This is a genomic window from Candidatus Lernaella stagnicola, from assembly GCA_030765525.1.
GTDB lineage: Bacteria > Lernaellota > Lernaellaia > Lernaellales > Lernaellaceae > Lernaella > Lernaella stagnicola.
The window spans coordinates 209705-226647 of the sequence record JAVCCK010000038.1 but is presented as its reverse complement, the minus strand read 5'-3'; the positions used below and the strand labels follow the sequence as shown (position 1 = coordinate 226647).

The 16943-nt window shown below is 59.7% G+C and carries 14 protein-coding genes; 4 read left to right on the top strand and 10 right to left on the bottom strand.

The features are described 5' to 3' along the window. Positions 1-76 precede the first annotated feature (76 nt). From P9L99_18005 to P9L99_17990, 4 genes are all read right to left on the bottom strand, one after another. The gene (locus P9L99_18005) at positions 77-727 is read right to left on the bottom strand and encodes a hypothetical protein (GenBank protein ID MDP8225260.1); all 651 of its coding nucleotides are present in this window, start codon (positions 725-727) and stop codon (positions 77-79) included. 120 nt (positions 728-847) lie between these two features. Beyond that, positions 848-1513, bottom strand: coding sequence for a hypothetical protein (locus P9L99_18000; GenBank protein ID MDP8225259.1), 666 nt, complete (start codon positions 1511-1513; stop codon positions 848-850). 169 nt (positions 1514-1682) lie between these two features. Beyond that, on the bottom strand, positions 1683-2315 hold the full coding sequence (locus P9L99_17995; GenBank protein ID MDP8225258.1) for a hypothetical protein: 633 nt from the start codon (positions 2313-2315) through the stop codon (positions 1683-1685). Positions 2316-2614: 299 nt separating this feature from the next. Next, on the bottom strand, positions 2615-4996 hold the full coding sequence (locus P9L99_17990; GenBank protein ID MDP8225257.1) for a tetratricopeptide repeat protein: 2382 nt from the start codon (positions 4994-4996) through the stop codon (positions 2615-2617). Positions 4997-5164: 168 nt separating this feature from the next. Here P9L99_17990 and P9L99_17985 point away from each other — a divergent pair, with 168 nt between their 5' ends. The 3 genes from P9L99_17985 to P9L99_17975 are packed head-to-tail and all read left to right on the top strand — an operon-like array spanning position 5165 to position 8980. Continuing rightward, positions 5165-5815, top strand: coding sequence for a hypothetical protein (locus P9L99_17985; protein MDP8225256.1), 651 nt, complete (start codon positions 5165-5167; stop codon positions 5813-5815). 17 nt (positions 5816-5832) lie between these two features. Further along, positions 5833-6570 (top strand): hypothetical protein, encoded by a 738-nt coding sequence (locus P9L99_17980; GenBank protein ID MDP8225255.1) that lies wholly within the window; start codon positions 5833-5835, stop codon positions 6568-6570. 25 nt (positions 6571-6595) lie between these two features. Then, positions 6596-8980 carry an endonuclease MutS2 gene (locus tag P9L99_17975; GenBank protein MDP8225254.1) on the top strand — a complete coding sequence of 795 codons (2385 nt, stop codon included), beginning with the start codon at positions 6596-6598 and terminating at the stop codon, positions 8978-8980. On the opposite strand, the gene P9L99_17970 is transcribed toward P9L99_17975, so the two are convergent. Next, complete coding sequence (locus P9L99_17970; protein MDP8225253.1) at positions 8981-10855, bottom strand: DUF115 domain-containing protein; 1875 nt, start codon at positions 10853-10855, stop codon at positions 8981-8983. Between the two features lie 107 nt (positions 10856-10962). Here P9L99_17970 and P9L99_17965 point away from each other — a divergent pair, with 107 nt between their 5' ends. After that, complete coding sequence (locus P9L99_17965) at positions 10963-12102, top strand: NTP transferase domain-containing protein (protein MDP8225252.1); 1140 nt, start codon at positions 10963-10965, stop codon at positions 12100-12102. Here the strand turns inward: P9L99_17965 and P9L99_17960 are convergent. The 5 genes from P9L99_17960 to P9L99_17940 all read right to left on the bottom strand — a co-directional run bounded on the left by P9L99_17960 (position 12093) and on the right by P9L99_17940 (position 16885). Beyond that, entirely contained in the window at positions 12093-12893 is an 801-nt protein-coding gene (locus tag P9L99_17960; protein MDP8225251.1) for a hypothetical protein, read from the bottom strand. The genes P9L99_17965 and P9L99_17960 overlap by 10 nt on opposite strands. 90 nt (positions 12894-12983) lie before the next feature. Beyond that, positions 12984-14372 (bottom strand): Ig-like domain-containing protein, encoded by a 1389-nt coding sequence (locus P9L99_17955; protein MDP8225250.1) that lies wholly within the window; start codon positions 14370-14372, stop codon positions 12984-12986. A 307-nt stretch (positions 14373-14679) separates the two neighbouring features. Next, positions 14680-15729: a radical SAM protein gene (locus tag P9L99_17950; GenBank protein MDP8225249.1), complete on the bottom strand. Its 1050-nt coding sequence runs from the start codon at positions 15727-15729 to the stop codon at positions 14680-14682. Between the two features lie 261 nt (positions 15730-15990). Next, positions 15991-16215, bottom strand: a complete 225-nt coding sequence (gene infA, locus P9L99_17945; GenBank protein MDP8225248.1) for a translation initiation factor IF-1 — start codon at positions 16213-16215, stop codon at positions 15991-15993. Between the two features lie 121 nt (positions 16216-16336). Further along, a complete protein-coding gene (locus P9L99_17940) occupies positions 16337-16885 on the bottom strand; it encodes a hypothetical protein (GenBank protein MDP8225247.1) in 549 nt (182 codons plus the stop codon). Positions 16886-16943: the final 58 nt, after the last annotated feature.

Here is a 16943-nt window from a genome sequence, read left to right as displayed (position 1 = left end):
CGCGTCGAAAATAGAAAAACGCCCCGCAACCACCGGCCGCGAGGCGCTTGTTTTCGACTTTCGTCGAGACTGGGAATCAGCAGCCGCAGCCGCCGTCGTCACCTTCCTCAACACCGCGGATGCCCTCATCGTCATCGTCCGTCGGGGGCAGCGGAACGTCGTCATCGTCGCCGCCCGCGGTATCGTCGTCGCCGGCCGTATCGTCGTCGCCGGCCGTATCGTCGTCGTCATTGCCGCCGCCGAAGAACCAGACGCCGGCCACGAAGGTCAAACCGTTGTCGTCACCGCCGAGCATCCAGCTAAAGCCGTCGGTCGCCTCGTTGTCGGTCACGGCGAAAAAGGAGAACGTCAGCATGTCTCCCTCGGCGATATCCCCCGTCTCCACCGAAGAGGTCGGGCCGAAGGATTGCCAGGAAATCGTCGCGGTACTCTCGTTGTATTCGGTTTCCCAGTAGAAGTTGGGGTGAACGCCTTCCATGTAATCGTTGTACCCGACCATTTCGTAATCCATGGTGGGTAGGGAGATCGCCACGCCTTTGATCGCCACGCCGCCGCCGGATTCGTTGAACACGTCGAAGGCGAATTCATATTGCGTCGAGGGCGCCAGGGCGATCGGATAATCGTCGTTGGCGGTGCCGGTCAAGTCGAAGGGGTCTGATTGCGCCCAGGCCGTTGCTGCGAGGCACACCAGCAGCAATGTCATCGCGGTAATCGTTACGTTTCGCATCTTATCCTCCCGCCGTTGATTTTCCGTTGCACGCGGTTTCTGTAAAACTACACCACACCCCAGTGGGTGAAACGAGGTGCAGAGTATAGCATTCCTTTGACGTGACGCAAAAGTGCCGTGTCAGCAGCCGCAGCCGCCGTCGGAATCGTCATCGTCACCCTCGTCATCGCCGGACGTGTCGTCGTCGTCATCGGTTGGCAGCGGCGGCATGGTGTCGGGGTCCGAGTCGTCGTCGCCGAAAGTGTCGTCGTCGTCGTCGTCGTCGATGACCCCGCCGAAGACAAAGACGCCGGCCGTTTGCGTAGCGCCGTTGTCGTCTCCCAGCAGCAGCCAGGAGAATCCGTCGGTTCCGGCTTCATCGGTGACGGCGTAGAAGGAGAACGTGAACACGTCGCCTTCCTGCAAGTCACCCATTTCGGCCGAGGAAACCGCGTTGAACGAGTGCCACGACATCGTTGCCGTGTCCGCGTCGTACCAAGCTTCCCAGTAGAAATTGTTGTGCAAGCCGCTGGTGATGTCGTTGTACGCGCCGACCTCATAGGAGGTCGTGGGCAATGTGATCATCACGTCGATGATCGACACCGAATCGCCGCTTTCGTTGAACACATCGAAGGCGAACTCGTATTCCGTGCCGGGCTGCAAAGCCACCGGAAACTGGCCGTTGGCGCTGCCGCCCACGACGTTGAAAACGTCCGCCGGCAAGGGGTTGGCAAATGCGGGAAGTACTACGACGAGCGAAGCCGCGAAAAACAGAACAAACACGGCGAGGAAAAACCGGTTGTCCATGGTCCGTCCCTCCATTGACGTTAACTAACTATTAAAACCACCAAAAACGCGAAATCCATGTTGCAGTAAGCGCTAGCTTATCACGAGTGTCGGGGTGCGGCCAAGCGAAAAAACCCCGCGGACTTTCGCCCGCGGGGTTTTTAATTTTTGGCTTGTTAGCTAGCAGTAACTAGCAGCCGCAGCCACCGGAATCGTCGTCGTCATCGTCGTCGCCGTCATCTGTGTCGTCGTCGCCCGGTTCAGGACCGGTGTCGTCGTCGTCGGCGACTTCGCCGAAGAACCAAATGCCGTTGACAACTGTGGCGCCGGCGTCATCACCGGTCAACACCCAGCTAAAGCCGTCGTTGGGCTCCGTATCGGTCGTAGCGAAGAACGAGAAGGTGAGCATGTCGCCTTCTTGGATATCGCCCATTTCAACCGAGGAAGTCGCACCGAAAGCTTCCCACGAAATCGTCGCGGTGTCTTCATCGAAGGCTGCTTGCCAGAAGTAGCCGTCGTGCACACCGTCGAACGTCTCTTCGTAGGCGCCGATAGCATAGCTGGTGGTCGGCAGCGTGATTGCCACGTTTTTAATCGCGACTTCGCCGCCGCCTTCGTTGAACACTTCAAAAGCGAATTCGTATTCAGTTTCCGAAGCCAGCACTACGGGATATTCCCCGTTGGCCGTACCGGTCAATGAAAACGGATCGCCCTCTGTAGTGTCGTCATCGCCTGCCGTGTCGTCGTCTTGCGCAAAGGCAAAACCTGACAGAGCAAAAACAAGCGCCATGGTCAGAGCCATAAAAAGGAATTTCTTGGACACGTTATCCCTCCTTTCCTCCGCACCGCTTATTCTTTCTAAACTTCCTCAGAAATAAATTGCATAAAACGGTGCGTCGAATTTTCGAATCGAGGCTAGAAACATCACCTCCCTTTTCAAATACTTCTTTCAGCCTGCGAAACTATTCACATACGACCTACGCGCATTTGGCATAAGTCGGATACCGCTTAAACGTATTAAAGCCAATTAATCTCGGAATTGCAACAGGAAATTTTATCAAGCAAAATTGAGCGGTTCTGGCCGATAAGGGCTTTTTTGAGATTGGTTATCTTGAGAGGGGCTCACTCTTCATCGGCCGTCACGTCACCCGTTTTGTCTTCCGAACCAGTCGCCGGCAGGGCAGCCAGTTCGCGTAAACGCATTTGCGCCTCGGGATGACCGGGATTGAGTTCCAGGGTCTTCTTGAACCAGTGGATCGCTTCTTCCCGCTTGCCTTCCAGCTCGTAGCTACGACCGATGGCATAGGTCGATTCCACGTGGCCGGGCACGTCCTGCAAAATCGCATGGAGAATGCCGCGTGTTTTGTCCGGGAATTTTTCCAGGTTAAGTGTGGCGAGGGTCAAGCGGGCTTGAACGTGTTTGGGATTGATCGCGAGCGCTTCTTTGATGTGCGGGCCCGCCTCGCGCAGCCGACCCATGCGCGAGAGGATCGTGCCGAGCATCGCGTGGGCGTCGGCGTCGCGGGGTTTTTTCTCCAAGTGTTGCTGCAACACATCGACGGCTTCGGCGGTTTTCTCTTGTTCGAAACGCAGCAACGCGTAGTTGACGACCGCGCGGCGATGGTTGCTTTTTTGCTGAAGCGCGTCGGCCAGGTAGTATTCGGCTTTGGGTAGATTGCGCATGCGCAGGTAATTGTAGCCGACCTGGTTAAGAAGGTTCGCGCTGTTCGGTGTCAGTTCGAGGGCCGCCAGGTACGATTTGTTGGACAGCTCCCATCGCTGTTGCTGTTGGAAACACAGGCCCATCTTAATGAAGGCGGGCCGGTTGTCGCGATGAATCACCAGGCTGCGCTGGTAGTATTCGATGGCTGTGCGGCAGTCGCCCATGGCGCGGTAGATTTCGCCGTAGTTGTAGAGCACAGCGCTATTGTGCATGCGGGTGCGGCTGGCGAATTTCATCAACTGCAGCGCTTCGTCGAAACGATGCTGCTCGGCGTAGATGCCGGCCAGGTCGTTGTAGATCCAGGTCGGCTCTTCGCGATCTCGCGGCGCAATGTATTCCAGCGCCTTGTTGAGTACCGCTTCGGCCCTGTCGTACTTTTTCGCCATCCGGTAGATGTTGCCCAACACGACGTAGAGCAACGTGGCGTTGGGCGCGTCCTCGATCATCTTCGTAAAGAGCGTCTCGTTGTCGTACCAATCCATGTTGCGCCGCACGGTCAGCGCCGTGAGCGAGGCGAGCATCATCACCACCAAAAGCGCCGCGACGAGACGATGCCGCAGCCCCACGCCCCCCCATTGCCGGTCGGCCAGCCAACCGCTCAGGCGCTGCAAAAGGCGCCCGGCGACGACGGCGATCAGCAGTAGGAAGGGTGCGCTGGGGATGTAAAGAAAGCGCTCGGCGGTCATGAATCCCATGTCTTTGGGGCCGCTAATGCGAATGAAATTAGAGAGCGGCAGCAGCGAAGCAAGATAAAAGAGAATCGAAAACGAGATGATTTTATCGCGCCGCCACGTAAAGACGGTGAGCGCTACGAGGGCCGCGACGAAAACAAAGCCCGCCAGGAACGGCCCTTCCAGCACGGATTCGACCAGCGGATTCTGGATATAGGCCGACAGGTGTACCGGTACGAAAATCTTCGCCGAATAGTAGCCGATGGTCTTGATGAAACTGAGAATGGTCGTGATCGTGTCAAAGGGATCTTTAGCTTGTTGGCTGTAACCGACCTTGATGTAGCGGTATAGGAAGTAGCCGCCCACGGCCATTGCCTGCGCGGCCAGCGCCGGAATAAACCACACCAAGCGTTTGAGGTCTTTGAGTCCCGTCACAAAGATGAGCAGAAACACCGTCGTAACGATCGGTAACGACAAAGCCATTTCTTTCGACAGAACCGCCGCCATGAACAACAAAATGGAAAGCGCGAGCATCAGCCACGGGTCGCGCTCCGCGGCGCCCGCCGTCGTGCCCGGTGGCGGGTTGAGCTTCCGCCGGGCGGCGATCCGCTCGGCGTGAATCATAAAACAGAGCAAGCCCGCAAAATAGAATAGCGCGCACACTACGTCCGTGCGTCCGGAAATCCACGTGACCGACTCGGTGTGTATCGGGTGTACCGCAAACGCCAAGCCCGCCAGCAGGGGTACCACGAAGGTGCGGCCCGCCAATCGGAAAAACACTAAGAAAACCAGCACCGTAGCGACGAAATGGAGTAGTAGGTTGGTCCAGTGATAGCCGGCCGGATTGTTCCGCCACAGCTTCCAGTCCAGCGCGTAGGTAATCGTCACCAGTGGTCGATAGTAACCATACTTGCGGTTATCGTCGGAAAAACCAAAGAAGTCGCGGGTGAAGATCCGCGACATGAAGTTCCAGCTTTTGATTTGATAGTCGAAGACGATGAGGTTGATGTCGTCCCAGATGAAATCGCCCTGCGGCGCATTCCAATAGCCGGCCAGCACGGCTCCGGCCAGCAACACAAGGATGATTACGAACGCGACACCTTTTCTCATACAGTCCTCTCAATTCCGACCCGGAAAAGATTGACCGAAGGTACAAAAGGGACTTGCCAGTGTCAATCGACCGCTAATGCGACCCGCTCTGGAAAACAATCGCCCGCCGTCTAGCCCGCGCCGCGTCGATTCGCTACCATAGCGGCGCAAGGACGGGAGAATGACACAATGCGCCTCACGATCATAGGTCTAATCAGTATGGTTCTACTGCCGGTCATGATCGGCTGCGGCGACGCCGAGCAGCCCCAAGTGGCCTCGCTGGGCGGCGGCAACCCCAACGACCCGGTCGACGGTGACGGGGACGGCAACATCGACGAAGTGCCCGACGGCGTCAACGACCTGTTTACGCCCGAACAGCTCGAGGCTTTCCGCAGTGCGGGCCTGCCGCTGTATTTCGGCGACGAGCCGCCCACGGTCGATGGCGGTTTCGGGGCCGACTCGCTGCAGATTGTCTACGACGACCTCGATCTGAGCCTGGTGATCGTGGCCTACCTTTTTGAATTCAGCGAGCAGACGGCCGCCGGGCGGATCGGCATCGCCTACCAAGGCGGGGCCGACAGCTCCAGCGACAACAACGCCTTCATCGCCGGCAGCGAAGGATGCTTCTCCGTGTACGCCGATATTTCCGGGTACTCCGCCGTCGACGATTGCGAGTACCGCCGCCCGACGATCTACTCGGCCTGTCTGGAAGGCGGCCACCTGCACCCCTTCGTCTTCGGCTTCGTGATCACCGACACCGACGGCGATTGCAGCCAGACGCTACCGGTCGGCCACAGCCGCATCATCAACGAATCCGACGGCTACGCGATGCGACAATGAGGGAGCCCGAGCCCACGATGACCGAAACCTTCACCCCATCGCCGTTGCTGCAACAGGCCCTGACCGGCGACGGTGCGGCGCGTTTTCTGGCCACGCGCGGAGCCGACGACCAGCCCTCACTCGTGCCCGCGCTATCGGCCCGGCGAGACGGCGACGAACTGCGCTTGGCCGCCGTGCTGCCCGACCGTGTCCTACACGATCTCGGCCACGATCCGCGCAGCGCCCTGCTGGTCATCGACCAGCGGATGAACTGGTGGAATCTGCAAACCGAATTCGTCGCCTTCGAAGACGGCGCGCCCGGCGATCCCATTGGCCGCTGGGGCCGCTTGCGACCGGTTGCGGTGACCGCCGCGGGCCGGATTTCCTCGCTGCGGCTCACGATTGAATACGCCGTCGTACGCATGTTCGGCATCGCCCGCGGCGACGACTACCCGCACGAACTGCCGCAAGAAGTGGCGCAGCGATTTTCGATGCTCAAGGCCGTCAAATCCGTCGCCTACCTCGACGAGGACGGAAAACCGCTCGCACTGCCCTGCTTCTCGATGGTACCGGCCGGCTCTGGGGCGCTTGTCTGCGGCACCGGGACCGTGGCGCCGCTGCGCGACATTCCGGCCGGAGCCCCGGTGGCAATTTGCCTGTTGACCTTCCAGCCCCAAGCGTACCAAATTCACGGCTGGTTCGAGGGCGTCGGCGGCGGATTGCTGCCGCATGCGGCGAGCATTAAAGTCGGCCGCTTGGTCCCCGCCCTAGCTTGAGGGAACCGGAGATGAGGATGAACACATGAGCCCTTACGCGATCGGCAAAGCCGCGGCGCTGGTGGAATGGGATCGCCTGTTGACGCTACTGGCGAAGCGGGCGACATCCGAGTTGGGCGGTGCGGCCTGCCTCGAAGTGGAACTCGCCGCTGACGTGGATGCGGCCCGCGCGATGATGAGCGACGTCTCCGAGGCGCGCGAACTGCTGCTCCGCAGTGTGGAGTTGTCGTTTGCCGACGTGCGCGACATCGGCCCCATCGGTAAGCGGGCCCGGGTCGGCAGCGCTCTGGAGGGGACGGACCTGCTGGCGGTAGCTGCGTTGCTGCGTCTTAGCCGCAAAACGCGGGCGCTGCTCGAGGAAGAAAGCGAACGCTTGCCGCGCCTGGCCCAGCGGGCCAACCTTCTGCCTGCCGAATCACTGTTGGAAAAGGAAATTTTCGCCCGCATCGAACGCGACGGGCGCGTGGCCGACAACGCCAGCCCGGAACTGCGCCAACTGCGTGACCGCTACCGCGTCGTTCACGACCAGATTCACGCCACGTTGGAGCGCATGATCGCCGGCCCGGATTACGAAGATATCCTGCAAGAACGGATATTTACGCTGCGCAACGGGCGCTTTGTCGTGCCGGTGAAAGTCGAACGCAAAGGCACGCTGGACGGCATCGTGCACGACATCAGCCAAACCGGGCAATCGGTGTACATCGAGCCGCGGCAGATCACGCATCTGAACAACCGCCTGCGTACCGCCGAGTTGGAAATCGACCGCGAGATCCATCGCATCCTGCTCGAACTGACCTACAAAGTCGCCGAAGTGATCGACGAACTCGAAGAGGCGATTGACGTCATGACAGCCCTGGACGTGATCTTCGCCAAGGCCCGCCTCGCCGACGACCTCAAGGCGCACCCGGTGGAAGCGACCAAGTCCGGGACGATTTTCCTGCCCGCGATGCGCCACCCCCTGCTGGCGCTGCAGATGGACAACGTGATCCCCAACGACGTGGTCGCCGAGGACGTGCGCACGCTGGTGCTTTCCGGACCCAACACCGGCGGCAAAACCGTGCTGCTCAAAAGCATCGGCCTGTGCGCGCTGATGCTCCGCGCCGGGCTGCATCTACCTTGCGGCCCCGACGGGCGCATGCCGGTGTTCCGCCGCGTCTTTGCGGTCATCGGCGACGAGCAGTCGATCGAAGCCAACCTGTCGAGCTTTTCCAGCCACTTGCTGAACCTCAAGTACATCGTCGACGAACTGGTGCCCAACAGCCTCGTGCTGATCGACGAAATCGGCGAGGGCACCGATCCCGCCCAGGGCGTGGCGTTGGCCAAGGCCATTCTCGAAAAATTGCACGCCGGGCGGGCGCGCACCTTTGTGACCACGCATTTTTCCGACCTGATGGCCTTTGCGCAAATCCGAGATGGATGGAGCAACGCGGCCATGGCCTTCGACGAAGAATCGATGACCCCCACCTTCCAATTGCTGCCCGGTACGCCGGGGCGGTCGAGCGCCTTTGCTATCGCCGCGCGTCTGGGCTTGTCGGCCGAGCTGGTCGAAGCGGCGCGCGATTTCGCCGGCGGCACCGATACCCAGCTCGAGGCGGTGATCGGTCGCTTGGAAGAAGAGCGGCAAAAATGGGTGTCGGCCTCGCGTAAGGCGGAAACGGCGTTGGCCGAGGCAGAGGCCGAGCGAGAGCGCCAGCAGGAAATATTGGCCGAACTGCGAGAGAAGAAGCGGTGCATCGCCGAAGCCGAGCGCGAAAGCCTCAAACAGGAACTCGATTTGGCCAAGAAAGAGATCAAAGCCGTCATTGCCGAACTGCAGGCGGCGCCGTCGTTTGAAGCGGCTGAAAAAGCGCGCACGCAGTTGCGCCGGGTGGCGGAACAAGCCGAGGCCGTGCTGCCGGCCGTGGAAAGTGAGCCCCTGCCCGAAGGCCTGCTGCCCATCGATGACTGGGATGCCGTACCCGACGGCGCGGAAATCTTCGTGCGGGCGCTGGACGAAAGCGGCATGTTGCTCGAGCGCCCCGACAATCGCGGCAACGTGCGCCTGCTCATGCGCGAGAAGAAGGTGACGGTGCCCGCCGAGGGGTGCTTCCTGCGTCGCGACGCCAAGCCCGCGCCGGCTCCGTTGCGGCCCCGGGTTGCCGTGGTCACGCACGAAAACGATGGGAACTTCACGCGGTTGGATCTACGCGGCCAAACCGGCGACGACGCCGTGATCGAAACCGAACGCTTCCTCGACCAAGCCCTTCGCATGCGCCTGGGCGAAGTGACGATCATCCACGGCCACGGCACCGGCGTACTCAAGCGGCTGGTGCGTGACTATTTGCGCAGTTGTCCGTACGCGCGCAGCTTCCGGCCTGGGCGTCGCGGCGAGGGCAGCGACGGCGTCACGGTAGTCGAACTGGATTTGTAGTCAGTCGTCCGGCATGTCGGCCAGCGCCGCCTCGAGGCTCTTGATCTTGTTCAGCACGTGCCGCCCGGCTCTTGCCAGACCGTTGTACATCGTGGCGGTTTGTTTGAGGTTCAGGCGCACCGCGTCCTGACGGGAAAGTCCTTCGTAGTCAAACGCCGTGGTCGCGACGAGAATCTCACGGCCGCCCACGGCGGTCAGCAGATCCGAAAGTTCCGAAGCCAGCTTCAGTAAGGTCTTTTCGTCGTGGTCTATTTTTGCGATCAGTTGGTTGACATGATCGACCGGCACGTCGGGGCGATCCATGAGTTTCTGCGCTTTGATCGCCCGTCCGCGCCCTTTTTCGGCCCGCCGTACGATTTCCTGCAAACCTTTTTTCGTGCTTGCTAACTCCTGCAATATCAAGGGTTTCGGCAGGGGATCGGGCTGGAACGCCTCGTCGATGGAGGACTGAATCGACACTTCGTCGCCCAGCAAACGGTCGGTCACCTCGGCGAAAGGCAGTTGTTCGGCCCCACGAATTTTCGCGCCGCCCTCGGTCGCGTTAATCACCCGCACGCCCAAAGCGGCGATCTGCGGGATGTGCTGTTCGAACCAGATGAGGTAGTTGCGCAGGTTCGTACGCGTCACGACGCTCCCGCCTTCGTAGCCATCGACAAGCACGAGGTCGTCCTGCATTTCGGCCGCGTGGTCGAGAAGCTCTTTCTTCACGCTGAAATCGCCGCCCTTTCCGATACCCTCCGCGTGGCTTTCCCCGCCGGCCGCGAAGGCTAAATCCTGGCCGATCAACACGAGCGGGTTACAGCCCATGAACGCGGCCAGCGAGAAGGCGGCGGTGGATACCGACCCGCTGAAGGACAACACCGCGTTGCGGTTGCCCAGCAGATTCAACATCCAAATGCTGTCGGAGGCGTGATTGGCGAAATAGAAAGTTCCTTTGGATTGCAGATCCCACAGTTTGGGGTGGCATTTGACCATCAGGGCCAGGTAGGCGTTGGCCAGGAGGGGTGTGTCGGTAAACTGCCCGGAGATGTCGTTGGCTTCCAGGGCGACGCACAGGTCCGGCGCCACGCCGGTCATTTGGCATTTTTGCAGCGAAGTGCCGACCGCGATGATGACCCCGCGTCCTTTCCAACGTTCGAGCAGGTGGACGTTTTTATCGAGGCTCGGGCCCGCCGAAACAATAACCGCCGGCAGTCCCTTCAACTTGTTGCGCAGCGCAACCACGGAAGGCAACCCGGCGTAGCGCGGAAAATTATCGAAGAGGTTGTCGAACCACTCCACCTGGCGGTGCAACGCGGTGAATGAGAGCACCTGCGAATCCCGCACCAGGGCCTCGATTCGTTTTTCGAAAAGCCGGACGTGTTCACCATATTGCTGCGAGACCGCCGGCAGAACGAACACGGCCACGTTCATTTCCAACCGCACGCCGAAGTTTATGCGAAAGAAAAGACGATCGATTTCGTCATATAGAAAAAGGCGGTCGTTGGAAAGAAGCTTTGTCAGGTCTCGTGCGCCGAACGCCGCGCGCCATACTTCGCGGCGCGGTTCAGCCAGGTACACCACGCCGTGCGTCCGGCGCAGCAACTCCTCGGCCACATAACCGAGCTCGAAGCCGAGCACGACCAAAACGCGTTTGGTGCTGTCGTTTTCCCCCTCGTCCCGCACCAGGCGTTCGACATCGCGCAGCGGAGCGTAGCGAGACAGCAGCGGTCGACCGTCGAGCACCATCGTGAGGTCACCGTCTTTGGCCGCTTCCACGACGATTTCCGGCCCCGGCGGCGTCTCGCGGATGCGCCGTGCGAGGCTCTCGTCGCGTTTGGCTAACAGGCTAATATTTTTTTCAAATAGCGACTGATCAAATGACGTATCACTCATGGGAGTTCCTTATTGCCGCAAGCCGACGTGCTTTCTACAATAGTAATAAGCTTCCCTAAGGTTTTCGACAATTGCCGGGTGGAACTCAAGCTCGCAGGGAGGATCGCGTGGAAAAAGATTATCGGCCCGTTGTCGGCGCCATCATTCAAGCGCGGGTGGGATCGACCCGCTTGCCGGGCAAGGTGCTGCGACCGTTGGCCGGCAAACCGATGCTCGCGCACGTGATCGAACGTCTGCGTCAGTGCCGCCGGGTGGACAAAATCGTGCTGGCCACAACGACCGACCCGGCCGACGCCGAGCTTTTGGATCTGGCCCGGCAGTTAGGTGTCGAGGCCGTGACCGGCAGCGAGCACGACGTACTCGATCGCTTTTTGCACGCGGCCGACGTGGCGGGTTTGGATATCATCGTGCGCATCTGCAGCGACTCGCCGCTGATCGACTGGGAGTACATCGACCGGATGATCGACACGCTGATCGCCGAGCGGGCCGATCACGTGATTTACGACGAGCACGCGCCGCACGCCTGCGAGGGCTTCGAAGTGGTGACCGTCGACGCCCTACGGCGCGTGGCGGAACTCAGCGACGATGCCACCGACCGCGAGCACGTCACGATTCATATTCGACAGCACCGCGAACAATTCCGTGCGCTGCAAATGCAAATACTGCCCGAGTTGCAGGGCGAATTTCGCATGAGCATCGACGTCCCCGCCGATTACGAATTCATGTCCCGTATCTACGACGCCCTTTATCAACCCGGGCGGCCGATCGATCTGCGCGAGGCGGTGGGCTGGCTGCGCGAGCACCCCGAGGTGTTGGAACTCAACCGACACGTGCGGCAGAAGGACGTCTCGGCGGCTACCCGTCGGATCCACATGATTCTCGGTCCCGAAGCCTTTGCGGGCCCGGCCGGTGAGCGGTTGTATCGATTGGCGACTGAGATGGCCGAGGAGCACCACGCCGCGTTCAGCGTCACGTTGGTCGGCGATACGCCGGCGGCTGATTGGCTGCGCGAGCGCGGCTACCCGCTGGAGGGATTGGCTCCCGACGCGCCGGACGGGCGCTTGGCAAAAGCCACCGCGTTTCATGTCGCGGAACAAAGCCGCGCCAAGTTGGTGTTGGTGGACGAAGAGGTCGTCACGCCGGCCGGTGTGGCGGAAATCGAAGAGAAGTCGAACGCCGCCGTACTGCCCTTAACCACGCGCAGCGACGTGATCGCCCAAACCCTCGAGCGCGTCTATCACATGTGAAAGCCGGTGACGGCGTAGTAGTACATAGTCACCGCCGTGCCCAGCGGGATGGTCCAGCGCTGCCACGGGCGCGGCGTGTAGAGATAGGCGACCGTCGCCACGCCGGTCGTCAGCGCGGCGCCGAAAAACGCCCACGCCCAGAGCCAGAAACGCGGCACATGCCAGGTGGGAATGCGCGCGCATTCGTGGACAGTCACCAGCAAGGCCAGGAAGGTTACCGCGGCCATTATCGCAGCGGCTTCGAAGGTCAGGCCGCGGGCGCCGCGAAAGCGAAAACGATGCTTGCCGAACAGGCGTCCGCCGACAATCGCCGCGCTTTCGCCCCAGGCGACGGCGAACACGCCGCTCATCGCGACAAATTGCAGGCCCGGTTTCCACCACAGCCACACGAGGGCGAACACCGCCCACATGTTGCCCAACGGCGGTTCGGGTTCATGCTCGTCAAGCAGCGACCGCGCGAACTTCATTTTGCGGGCCGCCACGTTGAGCAGAAGGAAAAAAATCACCACGACCCAAGACGCGAACCACGCCGTGTTGCCGTAGGCGATCCAGCGGAAGGCGATAATGACCCACCCGGCGTGAACGATGCGCAGCCCCGCGAGTACGGCCCATCGCGGCGGGTCGAAGCGGCGTTTCACCCACACGGCGACCAGCAGGGCGATCAGGCCCCACGCGCATACCAAGCCCACGCCGGCGGTATTTTTCGCGAGGCCGGTTTCCCAATACGGGCGGAGCAGTTCCCACACCCGAGTCGTATCCCACACACCGAGGGTGACAAAAAGTGAATTCATGGATCGTATGTATACCAGAAATCAGCCCGAATTCCCCCGAACGATTCGATGATCGAGGAAAACCGAAACAGGGCTGCGGCGCGGAGTCGATCAGATCGTAAAGTCACTCTCGAATCCGTACCCACCGATCTGAAATTTCAGTGTGTAATCGCCCGCCGCGAGTTCCGACCCGGCCGGGATGTTGAACCGCGCCGTGGTGAAGGAGTACCAATCGACGTCCACCTGCGTGCAGCAATCGGGGAATTCGACCGCGTCCGGCGTACCGTAAGAAGTAAGAACCAAACTTCCTTCCTGGTACACCTCGAAACGCGTGTTCAGGCTGTCGACCCCCGACCACATGGAAAACAAAGCCGGATCGAATGAGACCTCGATCGAATCGCTCGCCGCCAACGGAGGATCGAAGGCGATGTCCGGCAGCGGATTGTATTCCCCGTGAATGTTGACGTACGCGAATAGGCCGTAGTCCTCGAAGCAGATCTGATCGATCAACCACTGCAGGTAGGGGAAGGCCTCAATCAAACCGGCGCAATCGGTCGAGCCCACCGAGACGTACCCGTCGACGATCTCCAGTTCCTCATCCTCGTTTTCGCCGAGAAGGCCCGTGACGGTAAAATGATCGACTGTGATCAGAGTGTCGCGAATCTCCACGTCAAACGAGCCGGCAAAGGAGAAATATTGCCCGTTAAGTTCTCCGTCCCATTGGTAGCCGGTCGCCCCATGATTGATTTCCAGGAAGGTGTCCCCGTCGAAATCCGTCGCCTCGCCGCCGCCGGCGGAAAGCGTCGCAATCTGTGTTTCCACGTCGAGAAAAATGGGCGCGACGAGGAAGTCGAGCGTCCCGAGCATCACCCGGATGGCCTCGGTGAAGGCCGAGGGAACGAGCACCTCGTCGACGATGATTTTCCAACCGAAGGCTTCTCCCGGCGCGGCGTCGGCGTTTCCGGTGAGCGACGCGACACCCGGGTCGCTGAGAGTGGTGAAATCCGTCTGATACGAAGCGTCGTCAAGCGTAAAGTTCATAACATACGACGCGGCCGGGTCGAGCAGGCGGTCGGGAAAGTAGTAAAACGATCTTTCATCCAGGCTGAACTTTTCGGTTCCGGGAACGATGTTAACCCCGTCCGTGAAGCTGAACGCCAGCGTCGCCGGGTCCAGCGGTAGGTCGGAAGTGATACTCAGCGCCCCGATCAAAGGTACATCCGCAGCCCCGTCTTCGGGTTCGACATCGACGCCTTCGGGCAGGGGTGTGTCATCGTCGTCGTCTGCCGTGTCGTCGTCTACCGTGTCGTCGTCTACCGTGTCGTCGTCTACCGTGTCGTCGTCCGCCGTGTCGTCGTCCGCCGTGTCGTCGTCGCCGCCACCGCCGCCACCGCCGCCGTTGTCGTCATCGTCGCAGCTACCGCACCCGGAGGCGCCGACCAGCAAACCCAATGCCAGGATGAGGATGAGGAGGCGCATCGCGAATTTCCATGTGTTCATTTCGCTGCTCCCTTAACAACCTCGACGAAATCGGTAGTACCGGTTTCCACGAGCTTGTTACGTAGGTTTGCGAGATCCACGGCGTTGATGCCCCCGGCATATTCGCCATAGAAAAAAGATCGAAAAGCCTTGTCTTCCGCCGGGCGAAATGAATTGTGGAGATGACCGCCGTCAAAGCCGACCGCTGGTCTTTCACCTACCGGGTGAGACACGTTCGATGCCTTTCAGAACGTAATTGGATATCAATTATTGCATGTTAGGCGATATTCTACAAAGAAATTTCGCGCATCGCGTGGGAAAGGCGGGCTTAGAGGAAATTCCCGTGCGGTTTTTCCTCATCGGCCAAGTACTCGAACAGGTTGTTGTAGTGATCGTAACGCATGTATGAAGTGTGCCCGACGCAAATGCGCCGGCATTTTTTATCGTTGATGCGTTTGAGGATTTCCCGCCGGCGTTCGCCGTGCCAAATCTCCGCGAAGGATTGCTCGTAAACGTTGCCGAAACAGAAGGGTTTCATGCCGCGGGTCGAACAGCAGGCATACACGCCGCCGTCGGCACAGAGAATACCCACGAGGTGATGGCCCAGGCACAGGTTGTATTCGCGGCCACGTGGTCCCTGTGAGTAATTGTAGATACGAAAGCCCATGACGTGAAAGTCTGCGTCTTCGTAATGGCGCTTGGCGAACAGGTAGTTCGTGTCGATACTCATGTACATTTCGGCGTCGAAAATTTCCTCATCGGCCACGACGCGCTTGAAGCCGATGTACTGGCAGCCGCTCTCCTTGGCGCGCCGCGCCGCTACGGCCATTTCGTGAAAAGTCAGCGGGTGAATGATGTAAATCACGCCGCAATACACATCGCCCGCGAGTAAATCGATGCCCTTCCAGACGCGTTCGTAGGCGTCGGGGTTGGTCGGGCGGTGGGCCTGCCGATGGGTTTCGGCGCTGCCCGCGTCCAAGGAAATCCGCAGCCACGAGCAGGTTTTGCGCAGCACATCGGCATGGTCGACGATGCGTTCGCCGTTGGTAATCACGCCCAACTCAAAGCCGATGCCCTTGGCAAAACGCATCAACTCCGCGATGTGCGGATACACCAGGGGTTCGCCGCCGCCTTTGATCACCAGACTCAGCGCGCCCATTTCGCGAGCTTCGGCCACCGCTCGTTTGGCGACCTCAAGGGGCAGCGAGGCAGCGCCGTTCTTTTCCCGGTGCTGACGGTCGATGCACCACACGCAGGAATGATTGCACGCGTTGGTCGGATCGATTTCCAGGGTGATGGGCGGTGGAAATTCGCCGCGCAACACAGCCCGCACCCGGCCTAGATGATTGATGACTTTAAATTCAGAAAATTCGCGCACGGATGCCCCCCGCTGTTTTTTCCCTTTGTCGGCAAATCACGATCGGCCACGACTCGTTCACGTCCCCTGGTTCGATAGGGACTCTGAAGCCACTGAATTCCACGCAAGCAAGATATTTTCTGCAAAATGGCGACGCACCGCTACGGTTGCGGGGCTGCATTTGGAATTTGCATTCATCCAAATAGGCTTGAAAGTGCACAATAAATCTCGCGGCATCGTCGTCGCGTCAATCCAGCTATCAATCCCCTTGGTGTGGCATGCTTAGTCGAGCCGTTTGACGATGCGTCCGTTCTCTAATTCGTTGTCGTAGGGCGAGAAAGCCACTTCGACGCGATCCCCTAAGTAAATACGCAGCCGCGGGCGACGCAATTTGCCGGCCGTATGAACGATAGCCTCTTTATCAGGATCGTTCAGCTTCACGCGGAACATCGCGTTAGGTAACGCTTCGATGATCTCCGCTTCCAGGGTGTATGTATCGTCCGACATATTTCGGCCTCCTGCGCGCAAGCGCGCTTCATCTGCTTTTTGTGAGCCTAAGCTACCGCCGCCTTCCAGCGGGCGTCAACCGGCATATAGCAATTGAAATCAGGAAAATAACTGGAATTAACTAAGTTTGTTCGTACATCCGAATCAACGCCGTCGCACGCTCGAACATCATGAGTAAATTGTCTTCCACCGCCGCCACGGTTGCGGATCCCTCGGGGCTGCCCGAATCGCTGAGTTGCCGCAGGTCGCAAAGCATGCGCCAATTGGCGAGCAGCGCTTTCCGAAGCGATCTAAGTTCTTGAATTTCCGTCGTTACTGACGATACAAAGGCACTTTGAATGTGGTCGATAACGGCAATGACATAATGCACGCGAGTGCGCATATCGCCGCGTTGGACAAGCCACTCGCGGAATGTGTCATTTTTGCAACACTCGGGATCGTGCAACTGCGCTTGATACCAAACTTGATCCACAACATGTTGTAATTCAAGGGCTTTTTCCGCTTCCTGGGAGTCGTCGGCCAGCAGGACGTCCAGCGCACGGCCCAATGGATCGAAGTCTTGCCGGGCGGATTCCGAAACGCTGGCGGCAAAACTCAAGAGCCAATCACGCAAATAAGGCGCAACCGCCCAAAGACCGTGTTCGTGCTTCAATAATGCCGTCAGATCCAAGGCTTCCTCTCCCCCGTGTTTCGGTCACGGACGGAAGTATCACAAACCCGGCGAGGCC

Bases quoted from the DNA above. Each gene is read 5' to 3' on its own strand.
- P9L99_18005 (MDP8225260.1), bottom strand. From the start codon at position 727: ATGCGAAACGTAACGATTACCGCGATGACATTGCTGCTGGTGTGCCTC.
- P9L99_17970 (MDP8225253.1), bottom strand. From the start codon at position 10,855: ATGAGTGATACGTCATTTGATCAGTCGCTATTTGAAAAAAATATTAGC.
- P9L99_17960 (MDP8225251.1), bottom strand. From the start codon at position 12,893: ATGAATTCACTTTTTGTCACCCTCGGTGTGTGGGATACGACTCGGGTG.
- P9L99_18000 (MDP8225259.1), bottom strand. From the start codon at position 1,513: ATGGACAACCGGTTTTTCCTCGCCGTGTTTGTTCTGTTTTTCGCGGCT.
- P9L99_17985 (MDP8225256.1), top strand. From the start codon at position 5,165: ATGCGCCTCACGATCATAGGTCTAATCAGTATGGTTCTACTGCCGGTC.
- infA (MDP8225248.1), bottom strand. From the start codon at position 16,215: ATGTCGGACGATACATACACCCTGGAAGCGGAGATCATCGAAGCGTTA.
- P9L99_17955 (MDP8225250.1), bottom strand. From the start codon at position 14,372: ATGAACACATGGAAATTCGCGATGCGCCTCCTCATCCTCATCCTGGCA.
- P9L99_17980 (MDP8225255.1), top strand. From the start codon at position 5,833: ATGACCGAAACCTTCACCCCATCGCCGTTGCTGCAACAGGCCCTGACC.
- P9L99_17990 (MDP8225257.1), bottom strand. From the start codon at position 4,996: ATGAGAAAAGGTGTCGCGTTCGTAATCATCCTTGTGTTGCTGGCCGGA.
- P9L99_17975 (MDP8225254.1), top strand. From the start codon at position 6,596: ATGAGCCCTTACGCGATCGGCAAAGCCGCGGCGCTGGTGGAATGGGAT.